Here is a 22,045-nt window from a genome sequence, read left to right as displayed (position 1 = left end):
ATATGAACGATATCAATCAGGCATTTCGTCTGGATGGCAAGGTCGCCCTGGTGACCGGTGGCGCGCGCGGGATCGGTGCCGAGATTGCCAAGGCGCTGGCGCAGGCAGGCGCCGCGATTTTTCTGACCGATGTGCTCGAGCAAGTCGGTGTCGATACGGTTGCCGCGATTCAAAAGGCCGGTGGCAAGGCGCAGTTCTTCCGTCATGACGTCACCGACGAAGCGCAATGGGAAGCGGCCACGGCTGCGGCGGTCAAGGCCTTCGGCAAGCTCGATATCCTGATCAACAATGCCGGCATTGAGACTGCGGCCTTGCTCGTCAATTGCACGGTTGAGGATTTTCGTCGCGTGCTCGACGTCAATGTCACCGGCGTGTTTCTCGGCGTCAAGCATGCGATGCGCACAATGGCGCCGCCGGCGGGCAAGGGCGGCGTGATCATCAACATGTCCTCGGTCGCCGGCTTGATCGGCACGACCGGGCACGCTGCGTATCACACGTCCAAAGGCGCCGTGCGCCTGTTGACCAAGGCTGCAGCAATCGAGTGCGCGCAGCTCGGTACCGGCATCCGCGTCAATTCGGTGCACCCGGCGATCGTAGCGACCGAGATGGGCACGAATTTCATCCAGCACTTCGTCGATCTGGGTCTCGCGCCGGATTACGCGACCGCTGAAGGCGCGATCAAGGCGATGCATCCGATCGGGCGCTTCGGCGAGCCGGCAGACGTCGCCAACGGCGTGCTCTATCTCGCCTCGGATGCGGCCAAATGGGTGACCGGCACCGAATTGGTACTCGACGGCGGCTTTACGGCAGCCTGAGCGAACACCATGGGCGCAGTGCTGGATCGCATCTCGTCAAGCGCGCGCGGCATGGTCTGGCTCGCCTACGACGACTACGCCGCGGCCTTGCTGGCCAAAGGCGTTGTGCCGTGGCTCGACGTCGGTGCCTACCTGTCCTGGCAACGGCAGGCGCAGGGATTGCTCAAGTCCGATGTGGTCACACTTGCGCTTGCGCCGGCGTGTGCGGCCTGGCTTGACGCGCACGCTTCGTTGCGCGCGGCGATGGCGGCAAAGTCGCGCACCGTCTATGCGCTGAAAACCCTGCTTGCCGACGACGAGTTGCGCGGGCATCTGGTCGAACTCGCGGCGGCCCTGCGCGCGAGCCAGGCTTCCACGCCTCTCGTCCTCAGCCTGCCTTCGCCGCGACACTGGCCGGCCCTGGCCTATGCACAGGCGCACGCTGGCGCAACGGTCGAGGTGGATACGGACGACGCGGATTCCGCGGCGATGTATATCGCGGATTTTCTGCGCGCCTTCAGTGCGCTCGGCATCGACGGCATCCTGATCGAAGAAGCGCGGGATTTTCGTCCGGGTTCGGCGCAGGATCTGGACTGCTACCAAGCCGTGCTCAATGTCGCGCAGAACTATCGCTGGGATATCGGCCTGCACTTGCCCGCCGGTGGTGACGGCGATCTGGCCCAGTCCGGGTTTGCGTTCGCGATTGCGCCGCAGGCGTCGAGCGTGCCCACGGGCCTGATCGTGCCCGCCGAATTCTGGTCGGCGCAGGCGCTACCGGCGGATTCCACCGCTGCGTTCCGCTACGCCGAAATTCCCGCGCAGACGCAGCCCGAGCGCGTGCTGGATCGACTCACTGCGTTGCGTCAATAACGGTCAGGCAGGGATATGTTCGCTTGTCAAATGCAACATCTGTTCTCGTACTCGGCGACGCTGCGTGCGCCGCCGGAAGTGATCGGGCCCGTGCCCGAGGGCATCCGCGCCACCTTCTATATCACTGGCGGCGAGTTCTCCGGGCCGCGTCTGCGCGGCCGACTGCTTGCCCAGGGCGGCGACTGGTTCACCGTGCGCCACGACGGCGTCGGCGTGCTCGATGTGCGCGGAACGATCGAAACCAACGACGGCGCGCTGATCTATCTGGCGTATCAAGGCTTGAGTGATCTGGGTACCGACGGCTACGCGAAATTCCTGCGCGGCGAACTGCCGCCGACATTGCCGCTGCGTACTGCGCCGGTGTTGCGCTGTGCGCATCCCGACTATGCCTGGCTGCATCGCACACAGATGGTCGGCGTCGGTGAAGTGGATCTGCAGCGTTTCGTCGTCGCTTACGACGTTTATGCCGTTCAATAACGATGGAGAAATCAGCGATGGCAACACAACGTTGTGCGGGGAAAACCGCCTTGGTCACCGGCGGTGCGCGCGGTCTCGGGGCGGCGCAATGCAGGCTGCTCGCGCGCGAAGGCGCCAAGGTGGCGATCGCCGACATCGATACGCAGGCCGGGCAGGCGCTGGCGACGGAAATCGCGCAGGCCGGCGGTGCGGCCAGGGCCTACGCGCTCGACGTGACCGATGAGGCGGCCTGGGACAAGACCGTGGCGGCGGTGCTCGCCGACTTCGGCGGACTGGATATCCTGATCAACAACGCCGGCATCGCACGCATTGCGTCGGCCGAAGACTGCACGCTCGCCGATTGGCGCGCGGTGATGAGCATCAACCTCGACGGCGTGTTTCTCGGCACGCGCGCGGGCATTCGCGCGATGAAGACGCGCGGCGGCGGCTCGATCATCAATATGTCCTCGATCTATGGCATCGTCGGCGATTCGGTCACCGCGGCCTACAACGCCTCCAAGGGTGGCGTGCGCAACTTCACCAAGTCGGCCGCGCTGCACTGCGCGAAGAGTGGCTACGGCATTCGCGTCAACTCGGTGCACCCGAGTTTCATCATGACCGACATGGTCACCGGCGCCGCGGCCTGCCTGCCCGATCCGGAGGGTTTTCTCAAGGACATCATCGCGCGCCATCCGATCGGCAGGTTGTGCGAACCGGAAGACGTGGCCTACGCGTGCCTGTATCTCGCCTGCGATGAAACCCGCAACCAGACGGGCATCGAGATCGTCGTCGATGGCGGCTATATCGCGCAGTAGGCACGTCACCCCAGAGAGGAAGCCGAATCATGGTCACTGAAGGTCAGCTGTTGTGGACGCCGAGCCCCACCTTCGCGGACAGCTCGAACGTCGCACGCTACATGAAGTGGTTGGGCGACAGCGGCCGCGCCCACGTCGGTGATTACGCTGCGCTATGGCGCTGGTCGGTCAGCGATCTGGAGGGATTCTGGGGGTCGATCTGGGACTACTTCAAGGTCGACTCCGCCGCTCCTTACCAGCAGGTGCTCGACCGTCGCGCGATGCCGGGCGCGAAGTGGTTCGCCGGCTCGCGCGTCAACTACGCGCAGCATCTGTTGCGCTACGAGCAACGTGCGACGGATACGGAAATTGTATTTCATCATCTGTCCGAAACGCGGCCGCTGAAGACGATGACCTGGCACGAACTCGCACGCCAGGTGCGCATTCTCGCCACGCAATTGCGCGCGCTCGGCATCAAGCCGGGCGATCGCATCGTTTCCTACATGCCCAACGTGCCCGAGACCGCGGTCGCGATGATGGCGACCGTCGCGGTCGGTGCGGTGTGGTCATCGGCGGCGCCGGAGTTCGGCGTGAAAACCGTGATCGAACGTTTCGCGCAGATCGAACCGAAGCTGATTTTCGCTGCCGATGGCTATCGCTTCGGCGGCAAGAATTTCACCCGCGAGGCCGAGGTGCGGCGCATCGCCGGCGAACTGCCTTCGCTCGAACATATCGTCTGGCTGCCGTATCTCGACGAAACGGCGGCGACGCCGGATATCACGCACGCGATTGGGTGGGCGCAAATCATGGATCACGCCGACCCGGGGCGCGCGCAGTTCGAGTTCGAGCAGGTCGAGCACGATCATCCGATCTGGGTCGTGTTCTCGTCCGGTACCACCGGTTTGCCCAAGGCGATCGTGCATAGCCATGTCGGCGTGTTGATCGAACATTTGAAGCTCATGCATTTCCATCTGGGCCTGCACCCCGGCTCGAACATGTTTTTCTACAGCACGACCGGCTGGATGATGTGGAACCTGCTGATCGCCGCATTGCTGGCCGGTTCCGCGGTGGTGCTCTATGACGGCAATCCGGCGCATCCATCGCTGGATTTCCTGTGGAAGCTCGCGGCCGATACCGGCGCGACGTCGTTCGGCGCGAGTCCCACTTTTGTACAGATGATGGAGAAAGCCGGGCTCAAGCCGGGTGAGCTATTCGATCTGTCGCGACTTGAGTCAATTGTCGTGGCTGGTGCGCCGTCGACGCCGGAAACCTTCGAGTGGTTCTATCGCTGCGTGAAGAGGGATCTGTGGGTCACGTCGCAATCCGGCGGCACGGAAATCTGCAGCGGCTTCGTCGGCGCCTCGCCGACCTTGCCGGTCCACGCGGGCGAGATCCAGACGCGCATGCTCGGCATGGACGTGCATGCCTGGAGCGACGACGGCAAGGAACTCGTCGATGAGGTCGGCGAGCTCGTGGTGACCAGTCCGTTCCCGTCGATGCCGATCAAGTTCTGGAACGATGCCGGCGGCAAGCGCTATCACGAATCGTATTTCGATACCTTTCCGGGCGTGTGGCGGCATGGGGATTTCATCAAGATCAACACGCGTGGCGGCTGTTATATCTACGGACGTTCGGACTCGACGCTCAATCGCTACGGTGTGCGCATCGGCACCGCGGAGATTTATCGCGCGGTGGAGCAGGAGCCCGAAGTCGCCGACAGCCTGATCGTCTGCGTCGAACTGCCCGGCGGTAATTTTTTCATGCCGCTGTTCCTGCGCATCAAGCCCGGTTTCGTGCTGACCGACGAAGCGCGCGCGCGCATCAACAAGCGCCTGCGCGAGGATTGCAGTCCGCGCCACGTACCCGATCGCATGTACGCGATCGAGGCGATTCCCTACACCCTGACCGGCAAGAAAATGGAAGTGCCGATTCGCAAGATCCTCATGGGCTGGCCGCTGGAAAAAGCGGCTAGCCGCGACGCGATGCAGAATCCCGAGGCGATCGACTATTTCGTCAAGTTCGCCGAGGAGTCCAAAGATTACGAGTGGCGCGTGCCGACAAAACAGGCGGAGGGCGGTTGATGGCAGCCGCCAAGCCTAGGCGCGCAACGTCGCCGCGCAGCGCCGCGAAGGCGAAGCGTGAATCGAGCGTGCGCACCTCGGCAAAATCCGCCGCGGACTTCATTGAGCGTACGGTGGACAATGTGCTCGGGCAAAACGTGCTCGGCGATTTTCGCCCGGGCGATTTGTTCGACACCGCGGGTCTGCTCGCGCGCCAGGCGTCGCAGCAGCCGCTGGCACTGGCCAAGGCGAGCCTCGGATTCTTCGGCGAACTGGGCAAGCTCGCGTCAGGCGAGTCCAGCCTCGCGCCGGAGCCGGGCGATCGGCGTTTTACCGATCCGGCCTGGCAGGAAAGCAAGTTCCATTCGGGGCTGCTGCAAAGTTATCTGGCGCTACGTCAGTCGATGACGCGTTACGCAAAAAACTCCAGTCTCGACGAGCGCCAGGCCGAGCGCGCGCAGTTCCTGCTCTCGCAGGTCGGCGATGCACTGGCGCCGAGCAATTTCCTGTTCGGCAATCCGGTCGCGTTGCGCAAGGTGAAGGAAACCCGTGGACTGAGCCTGGTGCGCGGCGCGAAAAATCTGATCGGCGATGTATTGAAGAAACGGCCGATTCCCTCGCAGGTCGACGAAAAGGCGTTCACCGTCGGCGGCAATCTCGCGGTGACGCCCGGATCGGTCGTGCTGCGCACCGAGATGTTCGAGCTGATCCAGTACGCGCCGCAAACCGCGCAGGTGCGTGAGCGTCCGATCCTGGTCGTGCCATCGATCGTGAACAAATTCTATGTGTTCGACCTGGCGCCGGGGCGCAGCATTTTCGAGCATTTCATCAAACAGGGTTTGAGCGTATTCGTCATCGTCTGGCGCAACCCGCAGCGCCGCCACGACCGCTGGGGCATGCCCGAATATCAGGACGCCGTCGATGCAGCGGTCGACGCAACCTGCGCGATCGCCAAGGTGAAGGACGTGAACCTGTGGGCGGTATGCGGAGCGGGTCCAGTCGCGGTGGCGCTCGCCGGCTATTACGCCGCGGCCGGCAGGCGCAAGATTCATTCGCTGATGCTTGTCGTGTCACCGCTCGACATGAGCGCGATGTCGCAGGCACCCGGCATCGGCGCCTTCGTCGACAAGCAGCCAATGCCGACGCCGCAGCCGCTGAAGAAGGCGCTGCGCAAGCAACGCATGAGCGCCAAGGAATTTACCGTGCTGTTCGCCATGCTGCGCGCCAACGAGCTGATCTGGCACTACTGGGTCAGCAACTATCTGCTGGGCAATTCGCCGTCGGCATTCGACGTGCTGTACTGGAACAGCGACGGCACCGGCATGACCGCGCAGTTCAATCACGATTTTGCCGAGTTCGTTGAGGCCAATCCCTTCGTCACGCCGGGTGCGATGAAGGTGCACGGCAAGGCGATCGCCGATCTGGCCAAACTCGGCATCGACAGCTATGTACTCGGCGCGGCCAACGATCATCTGTGTATCTGGCAGGGTGTGTATCGCAGCGCGCAGCTGCTCGGCAAGCGCAGCCAGTTCGTCCTCGGCAACAGCGGGCATATCCAGACCATCGTGTGTCCGCCCGGCAATCCGAAGGCGAGCTTCTGCACCAACAAGAATCTGCCCGCCACCGCCGAGGCATGGCTGCAAAGCGCCGAGCGCCATCCCGGCAGCTGGTGGGATCACTGTGTCGCCTGGACAACGGCGCGCGCGGGTGCACTCGTGCGCGCTCCAAAATTCGCCGGCAACAAGAAATTTCCGCCGCTTTGCGCAGCGCCCGGGGTCTACGTGCATGAGCGCGTATAGGACGCCCGCCCATGCTCGTCATTCCCGCGTGCTCTTGGCGGGAACCCAGAGTCTTTGCCTTCTGCGGCGCAAGGTACTGGATTCTCACTTTCGCGGGAATGACGAGCATGTTCTTCGGGACGAGCAAGCCGTTCGGCGCTTGCGGGACGAGTCGTGAGCGAAACCATCAGCACTCCCGCCAAACCTCTGTCCACGCGGCCGATGCAGATTCGCCAGGTGGATACCTGCGGTACGACTCTGCGCGTGGCGATCTGGCCGGGCAAGAGCAAACGCACGCCGCTGCTGTTGTTCAACGGCATCGGCGCAAGTCTGGAACTGCTGGCGCCGTTCGCCGACGCGCTGGGCGATATCGAGACGATCGCGTTCGATGTGCCCGGCACCGGCGAATCGTCGTTGCCGCCGATTCCGTATCGGATGTGGATGCTGTCCATGCTCGCATCGCGCGTGCTGACCATTCTTGGCTACGACCGCATCGATGCGCTCGGCGTTTCCTGGGGCGGAGCGATCGCGCAGCAATTCGCGCTGCAGAATCCGCGCCGCTGCCGTCGTCTGGTTCTCGCCGCGACCTCGCAGGGTTTTCTGATGCTGCCCGGCAAGCTATCGGTGTTGGCGAAATTTTTCACTCCGCGGCGCTTCAACGATCCGGTATTCCGGCGTGCGGTCGCCGGCGAAATCTATGGCGGCAAGGCGCGCCGGCATCCAGCCCTGATCCGCGAATTCCGCAAGACCAGCAGGCTCGGTTATCTGATGCAGCAATTCGCGATCATCGGTTGGACGTCGGTGCCATGGCTGCCGCTGCTGCGCCAACCGACCCTGATCATGGCCGGCGACGACGACCCGGTGATTCCGCTGGCCAACGCGCGGCTGATGACCAAGCTCATCCGCAACAGCCGCCTGCATGTGTTCAACGACGGCCATCTGTTCCTGCTTTCGGACGCGGCCGAAGCCGGTCGCGTAGTGCGGGATTTTCTCAACCTCAAGCAAGCCGCCTAGGGGAATACGCGTGAAGAAACTGGATGGCAAAGTTGCCTTGATCTCCGGTTCGGGCCGCGGCATCGGCCGCGAAATTGCGCTCAAGCTGGCGCGCGAGGGCGCACGCATCGTGGTCAACGATCTGGATCCTGCGCTGGCCAATGAAACGGTCGATGCGGTCAAAGCTGCCGGCTCGACTGCGGTCGCCTGCGTCGGCAGCGTGACCGAGGCCGATTTCGGCACGCGCTTCATCGGCAGCGCGATCGACACCTTCGGCGGCGTCGACATCATCGTCAACAACGCCGGCTATACCTGGGACAACGTGATCCAGAAAATGACCGACGAGCAGTGGTACGCGATGATCGACGTGCACATGACCGCGCCGTTTCGCATTTTGCGCGCCGCCGCCGACTTCATCCGGCAAAAAGCCAAGGAAGAAGCCGCGGCCGGACAGGAAACGTTTCGCAAGGTGGTGAATATCTCCTCACTCGCCGGCGTCGGCGGCAATGCCGGACAGATGGGCTACGGTGCGGCCAAAGCCGGCGTCAACGGCATGACCCGCGTGCTTGCGAAGGAATGGGGACGCTTCAAGGTCAACGTTAATTCGGTCGCCTTCGGCCTGATCCGCACGCGGCTGACTGAGGCGCCGGCGAGCGGCGGCGGCGCGATCAAGGTCGAGGGCCGCGAGATCAAGGTCGGCGTCAATCCCGACGTGCTCAAGACCATGGAGGCCGGCATCCCGCTCGGCCGCGGCGGCACGCCCGAGGAAGCGGCGGGCGCCGTGTATCTGTTCTGCATTCCCGAATCCAACTACATCAGCGGCCAAGTGGTCGTGTGCAGCGGCGGTTTCATGTTTTAGCAATAAAGACGTTTATACGGTCAAACCAATCATAGCGACAATCAGGAGAAGGAAATGAGCGACAAGAAACCAGTGGTCATTTACGGAGTGACCGGCTACACCGGGCGCCTGGTTGCCGAGTACCTGCGCGAGCACCGCGTGCCGTTCATCGCCGCCGGGCGCGATGGCAAACGCATCAAGGAAGTGCTCGATAAGATACCGGGCATCGAGAACGCCGAATACGATATCGTCGAAGTCGAACACACCACTGCTGCGCTGACCAACCTGCTCAAGGGCAGCAAGGTGCTGTGCAATATGGTCGGACCGTTCATGACGTACGGGCCGGAGGCGGTCGACGCCTGCCTGGCCGCCGGCGTGCATTACACCGACACCAATGGCGAGCAGAACTGGATGCTCGATTGCGAACAGCGCTGGGGTGCGAAGTTTGCGGCCAAGAACCTGTTGCTCGCTCCGGGCATTGCGCAAATGTATACGACCGGCGAAATCGCCGCGAATATCTGCCTGGAAACGTCGGGACTCGACACCCTCGACATTCTGGTGCTGTGGAAGGGCTTTCCGACCTATGCCTCGACGCAAACCATCTTCAGTATTCTCACCGCCGATTTCTATTACCTGGAACAGAATCAGTACGTGAAATGGCAGCCCGGCGCCAAGGCCGAAGTGGTCGTGCCGGGGCAGCACCAGACAGCGCTGGCCTTGCCGTGGGGCGGCACCGCGCATCCGGTATGGTTCAAGAACGACCCACGCGTCGCCAACTGCAAAGTGATGGGCGGTGTGTTCGAGCGCACGGTGATGGACGGCGTCGTCGCGTTGAATCAGGTGATCGACGAAAAGATCAAGCCGCTGCCGCCGGCCCAACAGCAGGTGGAACTGTCGAAGATGGCCGCGAGCATGCAGGCCGGCATGCCGCCGCGCGAGAATCCGCGCATCAACATCTCGGTCGATTCCGTGCACGCGAGCGGCCCGCTCGGGCGCGCGCATTGCGTGATCCACGGCAACTGCAACTACAAGCAGACCGGTCTGCTGCAAGCCTACGCTGCGTATCACCTGATTCAGGCGCCGCCCAAGCGCTATGGATTCGCTTCAGGCTGCCAGGCGTTTGGCCATCGCGAACTGCTCGGCGTGATGCAGAGCTTTGGTCTGGTCGGCAAACCCGAGCTTGCAGTTCACTCGGTTGCGGCACATGCCTAAGCGCAACGCAGGTGTGGAGAAGCAGTGACCACGGCTGCGGTCAATCGCCGCATCGTTCTCGCCCGGCGCCCGCATGGTGCGCCGGCGGCCGAGGATTTTCGTCTGGAGTCGGTTGAAATTCCGACTCCGGGCGACGGCGAGGTGTTACTGCGCACGCTGTATCTCTCGCTCGATCCGTATATGCGCGGGCGCATGAACGAACGGCGCTCGTACGCGGAGCCCGTTGCTATCGACGCGGTCATGGTCGGCGGCACGGTCTGCCGTGTGGAGACCTCGCGACATGAGAGCTTCGCGCCCGGCGATCTCGTACTCGCCTACAGCGGCTGGCAGGAGTACGCGGTCGCGAAGGCAAAGAGCGTACATAAATTGTCCGCGGCGATGGAGCATCCGTCACATGCGCTGGGCATTCTCGGCATGCCGGGCCTGACTGCCTATATGGGGCTGCTCGATATCGGCCAACCCAAGTCCGGCGAGACCGTCGCCGTCGCTGCCGCCACCGGCCCGGTGGGCTCCACGGTTGGCCAGATCGCCAAACTGCATGGTTGTCGCGCGGTTGGTATCGCCGGCGGCAAGGAGAAATGCGATTACGCCGTCGCCGAACTGGGTTTCGATGCCTGCTTGGATCATCAGCGCGAGGATCTCGCGCAGCAACTGGCGGCCGCCTGTCCGCAAGGCATCGACGTGTATTTCGAAAACGTCGGCGGCGCCGTGCTCGATGCCGTGCTGTCGCTGCTCAATGTGGGCGCGCGCATTCCGCTGTGCGGATTGATCGCCTACTACAACCTCGACCGCACGCCGGTCGGCATCGACCGCGCGCCGCGCCTGCTCAGCAGGATTCTCGAACGACGAGTGAAGGTGCAGGGCTTCATCAGCAGCGATTATGGCGCGCGCAACGCCGAGTTTCAGGCCGCGATGCAGGCTTGGCTGGCCGCTGGGAAAATCAGGTATCGCGAAGACATCATCGACGGCTTGCAGCACGCGCCGCAGGCCCTGATGGGTCTATTGCGCGGCGACAATTTCGGCAAGCTGATCGTGCGTGTCGCGGAGTGAACTCACCCGCTGGTCACGCAGCGGTAGCTGTGCGGCGTCGTCTTCAGAAAGCGCTGGAACACGCGCGTCATATGGCTTTGGTCGGAGAAACCGCTTTGGCTGGAAATATCCTTGATCGGCAACGACGTGCGCGTCAGCAGGCGCTGCGCGCGCTCGATCCGCATCTTCAGCACGTAGGCATGCGGCGGTACGCCGAAGCGCGTCTTGAACTGGCGCAGGAAATGCGAGGAACTGGTGTGGGTGACCGCGGCGAGTTCTTCCAGCGACAGCTGGCGGTCGAGATTTGTCTCGATATAATCGTTAAGCATGCGCGCCTGCATATGCGAAAGCCCCTGCATCGTTCGCGGCTCGCGCAGCGACACGTTCGCGTATTTGCGCAGCAGATGCACGCAGACCTGCGTCGCCACCGCATCGACGTAAAGGCGGCCGCCGAGGTTGTTGGTCTGCACTTCTTCGGCGATCGCGACGAGCGCGCGGTTCATCAAGCCGTCGTCGGTACGCAGCACGTCCTGCAGTTGCACATCGTGGATGTCGCGATCGAGCGCATCGGCGGAGACCTTGTTCAGCAGTTCCTTGGTCAGGTACAGGTGGATGACTTCGATCGGTGCGTCCCAGCACCAGTGACATTCTTCGGCGCGGGTGAGGATCGAGACATCGCCCGGCCCGGCGCGTTCGCTCTGCCAGGGACCGTCGACACGGCGACGCATCCGGGTTACACCCTGGCGGAACGCGACGATCACGAAATCGCGCAGCGGCGGCACCGACACATCCGATTTGTCGTACCGGTACGAGCGCAGGCTCATATCGTCCCAGCCCAGCTGATCGCTGCCGAGCAGCACTTCGCCGGGGACCCACTGGCGCAACAGATCTGGCGTAACGAGCTCAGTCATCCGAAGAAAGGCGATCCATTGGGCGTGATGCGCGAGTGTGCTGTCCGCGGTCGGAGCGGGCAATGTGCAGTGCAACAAAGTAGAGTCTGCACGCGTGGCGGGGCGTACGCAACAGCGACTAGACCAGGAACCACCGGGACATCGAGATGAACCTTCGACACAAGACCCTCTTTATCACCGGCGCCAGCCGAGGCATCGGCCTTGCGATTGCGCTGCGCGCCGCGCGCGATGGCGCCAACATCGCGATCGCAGCGAAGACCGCGACGCCGCATCCGAAGCTCGAAGGCACGATCCACAGCGCCGCGGCCGAGATCGAAGCCATTGGCGGGCGTGCGCTGGCGCTGGTCGTCGACGTGCGCGACGAGGTCGCGGTCGAGCAGGCGATCGCGCAGACCGCTGCGCATTTCGGCGGCATCGACATCCTGGTCAACAACGCCAGCGCGATATCGATGACCGATACGCAGGCGACCGACCTCAAGCGCTACGACCTGATGCAGTCGATCAACACACGCGGCACCTTCCTGTGCAGCAAGGCGGCCTTGCCGCATCTGCGCGCGGCGGCCAATCCGCACATCCTCACGCTGTCGCCGCCGCTCGACATGCAGGCGAAATGGTTTGCGCCGCATGTCGCCTACACGATCGCGAAGTTCGGCATGAGCCTGTGCACGCTGGGCCACGCCGAGGAATTCCGGCAGTACGGCATCGCGGTCAATTCGCTGTGGCCGCTGACCGCGATCGACACCGCGGCGGTGCGCAATAAATTGCCGGACTTCGCCGCAGCGAGCCGCAGCCCGGCGATCATGGCCGACGCGGCCTATGTGATCCTGACCAAACCGGCGCGCGAAGTCAGCGGCAATTTCTTCATCGATGAGGACGTGTTGCGCGCGCAGGGCCGGACCGATTTTTCGATGTACGCGCCCCGGTCCGGTGCCAAAGCGGAACTCGATTTCTTCATACCGGACGAGATTGCTGCGCGCTATGGCTAGGCGTCAGGTCATCGCGTCGGTCATAGCCGCTCGACGATGGTGACGTTCGCCATGCCGCCGCCTTCGCACATCGTCTGCAGGCCGTAGCGTTTTTTCTGCCGATGCAATGCGTGTACCAAAGTCGTCATCAACTTTGTACCCGAGCTGCCAAGCGGATGGCCGAGCGCAATGGCTCCGCCGTGCACATTCAATTTCGCTACATCCGCGCCGGTCGCCTGCAACCACGCCAGCGGCACCGAGGCAAACGCTTCGTTCACCTCGAACAGGTCGATGCTGCCCATGCTCAGGCCGGCTTTCTGCAACGCGTGCGCGGTGGCGGGAATCGGCGCCTCCAACATGATCACGGGATCGTGGCCGATCACGCTCATGTGATGGATACGCGCCAGCGGCGTGACGCCCAGTGTTTTCAGACCACGCTCATTGACGACCAGCAGCGCCGATGCGCCGTCGCAGATCTGGCTGGCCGACGCGGCACTGATACGGCCGCCTTCCGCAAGCAGTTTTACCGATTGAATCTGTTCGATGGTCGCATCGAAGCGAATTCCCTCGTCCACGCGATGGCTGACAACGGTTCCGTCGGCCTGCGCGATATCCAGTGGAAGTATTTCATCGGCGAAGCTGCCGTTCTGTGTCGCCGCAGCTGCCTTGCGGTGACTTTGCAACGCATACGCATCGAGATCGTTTTTCGACAGATCGTATTTGCGCGCCATCATTTCCGCGCCGGCGAACTGGCTGAATTGGACGCCCGGATAGCGCCGTGCCAGTCCGGGGCTGACATAGGTGCCGAGTCCGGCTTTTTCCGCGAGGCTGGTGGATGAAAACATCGGCACGCGCGTCATGCTTTCCACGCCAGCCGCGATCACGATGTCCATCGTGCCCGACATGACCGCCTGTGCGGCGAAGTGCAGGGCCTGCTGGGAAGAGCCGCATTGGCGGTCGATCGTCGTTCCCGGCACGCTCTGCGGAAAACCCGAGGCCAGCAGGGCGCTGCGGGCGATGTTCATGGCCTGTTCGCCGATCTGCATGACGCAACCGAAAATCACGTCCTCGACGATCAGCGGGTCGGCATCCACGCGTCTGACGACTTCGTCGAGCACCTTGGCGCCCAGGTCCGCCGGATGCCAGCCGGCGAGCCGGCCGCCACGCTTGCCGCCGGCGGTGCGAACTGCAGCAACGATATACGCTTCCATCGATCCGAATTCCTCAGCCGGGCATGTTCCGACGCTTAGCCTAGACGCGGGTAGGGCAGGTGTATTGAATGATCCAAGCGCTGCCTTTGAACAATATCGCGATCCGGCGATGGATCGTGGCGAGTTGTGATGTGCGCCAAGATCAACATGGCACCTTTCAGCGAACGATAACAGCCGCTGTGCTCTACTCTGGCCTCACCTTCCGTGGGGAAGGAGCATGCGTTGCTGCACGTCGCTATGCTTCGCAGTTTGGTGCACGCTGGCTTGCACCAGCCCCGCGTGTGCGCAGCAGACGCCTGACTCACTATCGTTGTCCACCTCGACAACCGCTGCCAGTCTGACCGACACCTCGACACCGACAAACTCCGCAGGCCATCCAGCGGGACCGGAAAGTCTCGTTTCGATCGACTATCTCAAATTGATCTGGGCGGACGCCAGGGAAACGGCCACCGAACCCTTGCGCTGGGATGGCGACGACTTGCGCAACGCCGGCCTGATCGGTGGCGGTCTGGTACTGAGCATGGTGTTTCTCGACAAACCGATTCGCAACGACGCCCAACGCAACCGTTCGCGTTCCGCTGACCGGTTTTTTGTCGACATCCAGAAATTCGGCACCAAGCAATACGGGTTGCCGGTGCTTGCCGGTTTCTATGCCTACGGCGAATTTGCCGACGACTATGAATCCAAGACGGTTGCGCTGGACGGCCTCTCGGCCAGCGTCATCACGGCACTGATAACGTCGTCGATCAAGGGCGTGGTCGGTCGAGCGCGGCCGAACACCGGGCTTGGACCGCACCACTTCAGTCCGTTCCAGGGCGACTACTCATTTCCGTCCGGTCACGCGACGGGTGCGTTCGCCTTCGCCTCGGTGATTGCGTCGCACTACGACTCCACTTGGGTCGACGTCACCGCGTATGGAATTGCCGGGCTGGTTGGCGTTGCGCGCATCGAGCAGGATGCGCATTGGACCTCCGATGTAGTCGCCGGCGCCTTGATCGGCGGACTCGTCGGCCATCATCTGGTCGAGTTCAATCGAGAAATGCGCGCGCGCGGCATCGCAATGATGCCGACGGTCGGTACCGACGGACGCGAACTGACGCTGACCTGGGAGTTCTAAAAGCGCTCAGAGATCGAGAGTCAGGAGGGGCTCGAGAGTCGCGTCGGCCTCGGAGAAGTAGTCAGACTCCGGCTCCAAATCCGGCGCGGTCCCAGTCTTCAGCGGACCCAACGCCACCTCGCCGATCTTGCCCCGCAGCCACGGTACGCCATTCCATGACCGCACGGCCTCGAAACCCTCGGGGATGTCGAGGCATCCGTTGAGGCTCGAATCCTGCTCTACCAGATAATCGACACCGACCAGATGACTATCGTTGGTACCGTGATCCGTGCAACCGCAGGTAAACGTCCAGTCGCCGTGTTCGCGCACCACCAGCAGAACCGGGCGCGTGCCCTCAAACACATGCGAGCAGGTGAATGTCACCAGCTTGTCCGGTTGAACCTCATGCTCAATTTCTATTGGCGTCACGCGGGCAACGGCGAGAGTGTTCATAGGCTCGTCAGTGGTTTGCGATATTTGGATGCACTGGTATTCCCAGCAAGCTCAATGCCAATCAGGAAACCCGGGCATTCTGTGCAATGGATCACAACCTTGGGGGCACCAGCTGCAAGTTCACGCGTCCGCGGGCGTCACAGATGACCGGTGGCGTCACTTCAGCTCACGTATACCTCGGATGCGTATTTGGATAACGCATCCGGGTGGCATCAATGCAGCGAGAAATCCACGCGCGTGGTCTTGCCCTGATCGTCAATCCCCTTTGCATCGAACTTGGGCGCGCGCAGGAAAAGACGCTTGTCGTCGATCTTGCCGTGAAGGAACAGACGCACGGCGTCGGCGCGACGTTGCGCAAGCTGACGCAGGGCGTTTTCATCGACCGGCATATTGGTTTCCAACATCTTGCGCATATCGTCGGCCGGCTGCGACTTGGTCAGACCGATCAGGTTGCGCTCCTTGGGGAAAGACGCATGTTTGTAGGCACGCTCCAGATAACGCTGCGTTTCTTCCGGCGTCAGCGGCGCTGAAGCCGCATTGCTGCTGTCGGCGGACGCGTCGCCTTTTCCCTTGTCGCCATTGTCGTCTGCCCACTCCTGGTGAATCAGATCGTCGACCATCACCTGACGCAAGCCGGCTTCGTCGTGGGCGGGGTCCACGCGGCCGATGATGTCCAGATTCAACGAAGGGCGGTCGGTCAGCGCGGTGACAATCTGCGCGAGTTTCGCCTTGGCCGCGTTGTCGAGCAGAGCGGAGCCTGGCGCGAACTCGACGTAGCCCAAATCCTGCGCGCCCCCGCCACCACCGCCGCCGAGCGCGGAGGCGAGCAGACGAAACGGCGCTGTCGCCGCCTTGGCGATCAGATTGCCGAAGGCACGCCAGATCATGCCGCCGAGGCTGAATTGCGGATCGTCCAGGGAGCCGGATACCGGTACGTTTACATCGATCTCGCCGCGCGAGTTCTTTAGCAGCGCGACCGCCAGCTTCACCGGCAGATGGCTGACGCCGGGACTTTCGACGCGATCGCCGAAGGTAAGCTGATCGATGAACAAATGATTGTCGGCCGTGAGCTTGCCCTGATCCAGCAAGTAGCTCACGTCGGCGTTGAGCCGGCCTTTCTCGATCGGGTAGCCGGTGTAGGTGCTTGAGTAGGCGCTCAGGTGGGTCAGCTCGACGCCGACTGCCTTGCCTTTGATATCCAGAAACGCGACTGGCGCGAGCGGATTGATGCTGCCGTCGATGTTGACCGGCGCGCTGTCGTCGAGCTGGCCTTGCAGGGTGACCGGTGCGGGCGGCCCGCCGCTGGTGCCGAACGCGCCGATCTTGCCCGCGAGTTGGGTGATGTTCGCGGTGTAATTTGGCTTGATGAAGTTGTCCGTGTAGTTGAGCCGGCCGCGCGTCAAGGTGATCGTGCCGACTTGAATCGCGGCGGCCGGTGTGGTGGCCGCGTTCGTCGTTGCGGCCATGGGCACCGCCTTCGGTGCGACAGGCGCGGGCGCTGCATGCGCAGCCGCCGTCGAGGCATCCTCCGCGCGCGTCACCGACACCGGCTGCACAGCGCCACTGCCGGAAACATCGGCGAGGTTGAGCCGGCCATTGGCATTCATGATCACGCGCGCATAGAAGTCGCTCAGCCCGATGTCGCCCAGACTCAAGCGCAGCGGGCCTTGGTCAAGCTGCAAATCGATGCCGCCGACACTCAGCGTGCGGAAGGTCAGGAAATCGTCGCCGCTGAGTTTGTCCTGCACGCGCACCCGACTCAGCCCCGCGCGACCGCGATAGGCGAGTTTGAGTGGCGCGCCGCCGGCGTAGTGCAACTGGCCGTCGCTGGTGAGCTGCGCCTGAGCGACGCTGACGTTGAGCGGCGCCGCAACGTAAGTTTGCAAGCCGGCCAGCTCGAGGTCGCGCGTCTTGATCTTGAAGTCGGCCTTGAGCGGTTCTGGCTGAACACTGCCGCTGAAGGCGAAATCGCCCTTGCCGATGGCGCCGGATAACGCCAGCTTGAGCGGCCGTTGCAGCTTGTCGGAAAGTCCGCCGACCTCAGCCTTGATCGCCTTGATAACCAGTTCGACCGGCTTGCCTGCGGACAGGTCTTTCAAGTTGATCGCGCCGTTATCGAGGGCGAAACGCTCGATGCTCCAATGCCAGGTCGGCGCGCGCGTTGTATTCTTCGGTGCCGGCGCGCGCTTCGTGCTCGCCGGCGCGGCCAGGCTGGCCAGATCGAACTTGCCATCGCGACCGCGCTGCGCATTTACCACCAGTCCATGCAGCACGATGTCGCCCTGGCTTGCCTCGGCGGCGGCGAGATCGAAACGCGTGAGCGCCACGTCGAGCGCGCTCCACGAAACCTGCGCCTGTTTGCTACCGTGCTCGCCGATGGCCACATCGCGCAGGCTCAGCGTGGCCGGTTCGATATGCAGATTGAAAACGCCATGCCAGTCGGCAAAAAAACTGCCGTCGGTATCGATCCGGCCTTGCTGGATATTGGCCGCGAGATTCGGCGCCGCGAGTACTTGCAGCGGTGCAAGGCCGACGCCTTTCAGGCTCAAGGTACCGGTGTAGCGGCTTGCCGCAATATCCAATTTCCCGCGCGTCGCGAGCGTGCCGCCATTAAGCTGGCCGCTGACATCGACCGCCGCCGCGCCGTTGAGCGTGTTGAGACCGGCGATTGAACCTGCGAGTGCCGCAAGCGTTGCAGTCGCAGGCGCAGCGCCGGTGCTGTCCGTATAATCGAAGCGGCTCGCACTCAGTGCCAGATTGGCGATCGCGACTTCGGTCGGTGCCGACTTCAAGGCCTTGGGACTTGCCGGTTTGACGTTGTTGCCGATCAGCGCATCGAAATTGCTGTGGCCACCCGTGCGCATTGCATAGTGCAGCGCGGCTTGATCGAGCTTGACTGCGCCCAGACGATAGCGCGAAATCAGCGGCTGCACGTCGGCGAGTCCGGCGCTGGCATGGCCGATTTCGGCAATCGGCGCGTGGTCGTTGTCGGTCAGCGCAAAGTCGTCGACGGCCAGCGTGCCGCTCAATGTCAGCTGCGGCGCAGCCTTGCTCTCGATGAAGCGCAATTGCAGATCGCCCGAGAGCAGGCCGCGCGCAATCGTCACCGGCAATTGCGCCGGCACGTAGCTCAGATAGCGCGGCAGGTCGAGCCGGTCGAGATGGAAATCGATCGTCGATTCCAGACTGCTCGCGAACGGCTTGGTCTGGCCCTGAATGCGCAGCGGGCTGCCGTCCACGCTCATTGCCAGCAGCGGCTGCACGAACACGTTGGTGTCGCGCGGCAGGTTGGCGATAAAGGGGATGCCAATCTCGATATTCTCGACGTGATGGCTGGCGTTCAGCACCTTGTCGTCAAATCGGATGTCGCCTGCATGGACAACGATATTCGACAATGAAAAGCGCGCAGGCTCGGCGTCCGCTTTTGCCGGCGCGCCCGCAAAGCGATCGAGCAGATCGGAGAAATTGAAACGCTGCGCGGCGCTGCGACTGATCGCGATGCGCGGATGCTGCACGGTGATTTCGTCGAGCACCGGCGCGAGCCGAAACAGCGAAGTCCACGAGCCGTTCACGGTGAGTTGATCGATATCGACAAAAGGCGTATGTCCGTCCGCCTCGCCGACATGCAACTGATCCGCGCCCAGCTTCAGACTGAACGGATTGAAGCGCAGCGCGCCCACCGAAACCGGCCGGCCGATCAGCGCGGCGGCGCGCGTGTCCACCCAATGCTGCAGCAAGGCCGGCACGGCGAAGAAACCGAGCAGGGCATAGACCACAAGCACAATGCCGAAGATCAGCGCGACACGGCGCACACGATGCGAGTGGCGCAGGCCAACAAGGCGTTCGCGTCCGCGAAGGGCGAGGGACTTGAGTGCGGTGATCGAGCCGGTCATGAGATTGCGTCCTTTCCCCAAGACATTTTCCCACAAGTTCCAGTGCCGAAGGTGAAGGGCGCGCACTTTGCCAGGTTGGCGGGCGTATCAAGGCACGGTTTGCAAGAGTCATTTGCGCACATACGCGAGCAGGTTGCGATATCTAGCCGCAGCACGAACCTTTCGCGTTTTGCACAGGCGGGCATGGAACCGTTCCGTATGAGCAAAAGACGCGGCAATCGCCGGGCAACGGTTTGAGCAATTCGCCACAGCCCCCGCACTCGTAGAGATAGGTGCATGAACCGGTCGGCATCACGTCGGTCTTGCAGTGGCCGCAATTGGGGCAGGTGAGCGCGGACGACAGTTGCGTAGGCACTTGCGCGGACATCTCAAATACGGACGTCTAATAGACGCTTGAGTCAAGGCGCCTCACAAGGCGGCAGGGATGTCGCGGCATCCGATCGAGCAAAAGTAAGGCGTCGTACCGTGGTACTCGATGTGGTGCTTCGCGGTCCCCGGATCGACCCGCATCTCGCAGACCGGATCGCGTTCGACATTGCTCCGGGCATCGCTCGAATCGGTACACGTCTTGCCGGTGCTCGGCGCAGAATCCGATTGAGAATGGTGACCATTCATGCGACAGCTTCGTTCTCAGATACGGCCGTAAAATAGCAATCAAATCGACGCAACGCCTCCAGCCACACCATCGCGATGCCCATCATCGCAATCGAAGAAGCCAGAGTCGCGGTGTCCGGGATAGCAAGTCCCATAACCTTTCTGAAAAACGGAACGCCGATTGCCGCGGCAAGCATTACGATCACGCCGCCGAACATGCGCGGCAACCAGGGATTTCTTGCCGTCATGCTGGCGAGCACCGAATGCGACGGGTCGCGATTCGCTAACGTCAGCAGGAAAAGTCCGAGCACCAGTGCCGTGAACACGGCCGTGCGGCTTTGCTCGGCACTCGTGCCCTGAATGACCAACAGGAAGTATCCCAGCAACAGCACGCAGGCGAATCCCAGTCCCTGAATCACGGCATACCTGAGATTGACGCTGGCGAATGGCGATTCCGACGGCGCGCGCGGTGGACGGGTCATGATGTCGGCGGCTTCGGGTTCGGCCTCGAACACTATGGAGCATGCCGGATCGATCAATAGTTCGAGCAGGACGATGTGCACCGGCATGAGCAACATCGGCCAGTGCAGCATGGCCGGAACCAGCGCCAGTGCGATGATCGGCATGTGCACGGCAAACACGAAGCGCGTGGCTTTGGTGATGTTGTCGTAAATCCGTCGACCCTGGCGGATGGCGGCGACGATGCTGGCGAAGCTGTCGTCCAGTAGGACCAGCGCAGCGGCTTCGCGCGCTACATCGGTGCCGCGTTCGCCCATGGCGATACCGACGTCGGCGGCCTTGAGTGCCGGAGCATCGTTGACGCCATCACCAGTCATCGCGACGACTTCCCCGCCCTGCCTCAATACCTGTACCAGGCGCAATTTCTGCACGGCTTGCAATCGCGCGCACAGATCAACTCGTTGCAGGCACTCACGCAACGCCCCGTCACTGAGCTTCTCGATTTCAGCCCCGGTGATGACCTCGGGCCGCTCGCTCAAGCCGACCTGCCTGGCGATAGCGAGCGCGGTCGCGGGATGATCGCCAGTGAGCATTAGGATGCGCACTCCCGCAGCACGACACTCGGCGATGGCGGCTGGAACTTCCGGACGCGGCGGGTCAACGAAACCGACCAGCCCGAGAAAATGGAAGTCGAAATCATGCTGGCTCTTCGGCGGCTGGGTCCCCTGCCAGTTTCCACGCGCCACTCCGAGAACACGCAGACCGCGTTCTGCCATCGCCACGACCTGATGCAGGATCGCATCGCTCTCGGTCGGCGTCAGATGGCACAGATCGATGACCGCTTCCGGTGCGCCCTTAGTGGCCAGTAAATGTTGTGCCATCGAGCTGCCATGGAACACCCGGGTCATGGCAAGAATGTCGCTGGAGAGTCCGTACTCGAGATCGGGAGTCCATTCAGCATGCATGTGCTCGGTGCCCGTGAGCCAGCGCAAACCAAAACTCTGGATGGCTTTTTCCATGGGATCGAACGGATCGATCGGCGCCGCCAGCATGGCAAACTCGGTGAGTTCGTGAAACAACTCGGGCAGATCATCGGCGCCTTCGTCGCGGAATACTTCACCCACTGCAGCCAGCTCTGCTACCAGCATGCGGTTTTGCGTCAGTGTGCCGGTCTTATCCACGGCCAGGACGGAGATGGCACCGAGCGCCTCCACCGCAGGCACGCGCCGGGTCAGCACTTTGTGTTTGGAGATGCGCCAGGCGCCGAGCGCGAGAAAGACTGTCAGGATGACAGGGATCTCCTCGGGCAAAATGGCCATGGTGAGAGCAATACCGGAAAGCACGCTTTCCAGGAACGCGTGTCCATCCCAGAGCCAGCTGAGCAGACAATACGCCGTGGCAAGCGTCAACCCGCCGATCGTCAGATTGCGGATCAGCTTGCGCGAGGAAAGTTGCAGCCCCGAAACCGCTTCCGTGGTCGAAGCGAGGGCCTGGCCGATGCGGCCAACCGCTGTAGCAGCAGCGATTTCAGACACCTCGGCGGTGCCGACACCCTTGGTTACTACGGTGCTGGCGAAAAGCAGGCCGCTGTCTTTGCCCGGCAATTTGGTTACCGGCATCGGCTCGCCGGACAGAAGCG

19 protein-coding genes are annotated in these 22,045 nt (G+C 62.6%); 12 read left to right on the top strand and 7 right to left on the bottom strand.

Features of this window, described 5'->3' with window-relative positions; genetic code table 11:
• Positions 1–2 precede the first annotated feature (2 nt).
• From VIE67_RS12465 to curA, 10 genes are all read left to right on the top strand, one after another.
• Positions 3–815, top strand: coding sequence for a glucose 1-dehydrogenase (locus tag VIE67_RS12465; RefSeq protein ID WP_332026696.1), 813 nt, complete (start codon positions 3–5; stop codon positions 813–815).
• Positions 816–824: 9 nt separating this feature from the next.
• The gene (locus tag VIE67_RS12460; protein ID WP_332026694.1) at positions 825–1,664 is read left to right on the top strand and encodes a hypothetical protein; all 840 of its coding nucleotides are present in this window, start codon (positions 825–827) and stop codon (positions 1,662–1,664) included.
• Between the two features lie 30 nt (positions 1,665–1,694).
• Positions 1,695–2,141, top strand: coding sequence for a DUF3237 domain-containing protein (locus VIE67_RS12455; protein WP_332026692.1), 447 nt, complete (start codon positions 1,695–1,697; stop codon positions 2,139–2,141).
• A 17-nt stretch (positions 2,142–2,158) separates the two neighbouring features.
• Positions 2,159–2,935, top strand: coding sequence for a glucose 1-dehydrogenase (locus tag VIE67_RS12450; RefSeq protein ID WP_332026690.1), 777 nt, complete (start codon positions 2,159–2,161; stop codon positions 2,933–2,935).
• 29 nt (positions 2,936–2,964) lie between these two features.
• On the top strand, positions 2,965–4,995 hold the full coding sequence (locus VIE67_RS12445; RefSeq protein WP_332026688.1) for an acetoacetate--CoA ligase: 2,031 nt from the start codon (positions 2,965–2,967) through the stop codon (positions 4,993–4,995).
• Complete coding sequence (locus tag VIE67_RS12440; protein ID WP_332026686.1) at positions 4,995–6,773, top strand: alpha/beta fold hydrolase; 1,779 nt, start codon at positions 4,995–4,997, stop codon at positions 6,771–6,773. Before VIE67_RS12445 ends, VIE67_RS12440 begins: the two co-directional genes overlap by 1 nt.
• Positions 6,774–6,926: 153 nt before the next feature.
• Positions 6,927–7,766, top strand: a complete 840-nt coding sequence (phaZ, locus tag VIE67_RS12435) for a poly(3-hydroxyalkanoate) depolymerase (protein ID WP_332026684.1) — start codon at positions 6,927–6,929, stop codon at positions 7,764–7,766.
• 10 nt (positions 7,767–7,776) lie between these two features.
• Positions 7,777–8,604 (top strand): SDR family NAD(P)-dependent oxidoreductase, encoded by an 828-nt coding sequence (locus tag VIE67_RS12430; RefSeq protein ID WP_332026682.1) that lies wholly within the window; start codon positions 7,777–7,779, stop codon positions 8,602–8,604.
• A 54-nt stretch (positions 8,605–8,658) separates the two neighbouring features.
• On the top strand, positions 8,659–9,795 hold the full coding sequence (locus VIE67_RS12425) for a DUF5938 domain-containing protein (protein WP_332026680.1): 1,137 nt from the start codon (positions 8,659–8,661) through the stop codon (positions 9,793–9,795).
• A gap of 24 nt (positions 9,796–9,819) precedes the next feature.
• Complete coding sequence (curA, locus tag VIE67_RS12420) at positions 9,820–10,845, top strand: NADPH-dependent curcumin/dihydrocurcumin reductase (protein WP_332026678.1); 1,026 nt, start codon at positions 9,820–9,822, stop codon at positions 10,843–10,845.
• 2 nt (positions 10,846–10,847) lie between these two features.
• On the opposite strand, the gene VIE67_RS12415 is transcribed toward curA, so the two are convergent.
• On the bottom strand, positions 10,848–11,735 hold the full coding sequence (locus VIE67_RS12415; RefSeq protein WP_332026675.1) for a helix-turn-helix domain-containing protein: 888 nt from the start codon (positions 11,733–11,735) through the stop codon (positions 10,848–10,850).
• Positions 11,736–11,881: 146 nt separating this feature from the next.
• On the opposite strand from VIE67_RS12415, the gene VIE67_RS12410 reads away from it, so the two are divergent.
• Entirely contained in the window at positions 11,882–12,721 is an 840-nt protein-coding gene (locus VIE67_RS12410) for an SDR family oxidoreductase (protein ID WP_332026672.1), read from the top strand.
• Positions 12,722–12,741: 20 nt separating this feature from the next.
• Here the strand turns inward: VIE67_RS12410 and VIE67_RS12405 are convergent, their stop codons facing one another.
• Positions 12,742–13,911, bottom strand: a complete 1,170-nt coding sequence (locus tag VIE67_RS12405; protein WP_332026670.1) for an acetyl-CoA C-acetyltransferase — start codon at positions 13,909–13,911, stop codon at positions 12,742–12,744.
• Positions 13,912–14,221: 310 nt separating this feature from the next.
• Here VIE67_RS12405 and VIE67_RS12400 point away from each other — a divergent pair, with 310 nt between their 5' ends.
• Positions 14,222–15,028 (top strand): phosphatase PAP2 family protein, encoded by an 807-nt coding sequence (locus tag VIE67_RS12400; protein WP_332026668.1) that lies wholly within the window; start codon positions 14,222–14,224, stop codon positions 15,026–15,028.
• 6 nt (positions 15,029–15,034) lie between these two features.
• Here the strand turns inward: VIE67_RS12400 and VIE67_RS12395 are convergent, their stop codons facing one another.
• The 5 genes from VIE67_RS12395 to VIE67_RS12380 all read right to left on the bottom strand — a co-directional run.
• Positions 15,035–15,460, bottom strand: coding sequence for a hypothetical protein (locus tag VIE67_RS12395; protein ID WP_332026666.1), 426 nt, complete (start codon positions 15,458–15,460; stop codon positions 15,035–15,037).
• Between the two features lie 212 nt (positions 15,461–15,672).
• Positions 15,673–19,353, bottom strand: coding sequence for a DUF748 domain-containing protein (locus VIE67_RS12390; protein WP_332026664.1), 3,681 nt, complete (start codon positions 19,351–19,353; stop codon positions 15,673–15,675).
• A gap of 142 nt (positions 19,354–19,495) precedes the next feature.
• Complete coding sequence (locus VIE67_RS12385) at positions 19,496–19,720, bottom strand: GDCCVxC domain-containing (seleno)protein (protein WP_332026662.1); 225 nt, start codon at positions 19,718–19,720, stop codon at positions 19,496–19,498.
• A gap of 41 nt (positions 19,721–19,761) precedes the next feature.
• Positions 19,762–19,968 carry a YHS domain-containing protein gene (locus tag VIE67_RS14775; protein WP_414707364.1) on the bottom strand — a complete coding sequence of 69 codons (207 nt, stop codon included), beginning with the start codon at positions 19,966–19,968 and terminating at the stop codon, positions 19,762–19,764.
• Positions 19,965–22,045: cation-translocating P-type ATPase (locus VIE67_RS12380; protein WP_332026660.1), on the bottom strand; the 2,081-nt coding region annotated here is incomplete at its 5' end. The genes VIE67_RS14775 and VIE67_RS12380, both read right to left, overlap by 4 nt.

It is taken from the genome of Rudaea sp., from assembly GCF_036560865.1.
GTDB lineage: Bacteria > Pseudomonadota > Gammaproteobacteria > Xanthomonadales > Rhodanobacteraceae > Rudaea.
Note: the sequence above shows the minus strand (reverse complement) of the source record. Positions and strands in the feature narration are given on the sequence as shown.

Bases quoted from the DNA above. Each gene is read 5' to 3' on its own strand.
- VIE67_RS12445 (WP_332026688.1), top strand. From the start codon at position 2,965: ATGGTCACTGAAGGTCAGCTGTTGTGGACGCCGAGCCCCACCTTCGCG.
- VIE67_RS12450 (WP_332026690.1), top strand. From the start codon at position 2,159: ATGGCAACACAACGTTGTGCGGGGAAAACCGCCTTGGTCACCGGCGGT.
- VIE67_RS12455 (WP_332026692.1), top strand. From the start codon at position 1,695: ATGCAACATCTGTTCTCGTACTCGGCGACGCTGCGTGCGCCGCCGGAA.
- VIE67_RS12390 (WP_332026664.1), bottom strand. From the start codon at position 19,353: ATGACCGGCTCGATCACCGCACTCAAGTCCCTCGCCCTTCGCGGACGC.
- VIE67_RS14775 (WP_414707364.1), bottom strand. From the start codon at position 19,968: ATGAATGGTCACCATTCTCAATCGGATTCTGCGCCGAGCACCGGCAAG.
- VIE67_RS12440 (WP_332026686.1), top strand. From the start codon at position 4,995: ATGGCAGCCGCCAAGCCTAGGCGCGCAACGTCGCCGCGCAGCGCCGCG.
- VIE67_RS12410 (WP_332026672.1), top strand. From the start codon at position 11,882: ATGAACCTTCGACACAAGACCCTCTTTATCACCGGCGCCAGCCGAGGC.
- VIE67_RS12385 (WP_332026662.1), bottom strand. From the start codon at position 19,720: ATGTCCGCGCAAGTGCCTACGCAACTGTCGTCCGCGCTCACCTGCCCC.
- VIE67_RS12395 (WP_332026666.1), bottom strand. From the start codon at position 15,460: ATGAACACTCTCGCCGTTGCCCGCGTGACGCCAATAGAAATTGAGCAT.
- VIE67_RS12465 (WP_332026696.1), top strand. From the start codon at position 3: ATGAACGATATCAATCAGGCATTTCGTCTGGATGGCAAGGTCGCCCTG.
- VIE67_RS12405 (WP_332026670.1), bottom strand. From the start codon at position 13,911: ATGGAAGCGTATATCGTTGCTGCAGTTCGCACCGCCGGCGGCAAGCGT.
- VIE67_RS12415 (WP_332026675.1), bottom strand. From the start codon at position 11,735: ATGACTGAGCTCGTTACGCCAGATCTGTTGCGCCAGTGGGTCCCCGGC.
- VIE67_RS12425 (WP_332026680.1), top strand. From the start codon at position 8,659: ATGAGCGACAAGAAACCAGTGGTCATTTACGGAGTGACCGGCTACACC.
- VIE67_RS12460 (WP_332026694.1), top strand. From the start codon at position 825: ATGGGCGCAGTGCTGGATCGCATCTCGTCAAGCGCGCGCGGCATGGTC.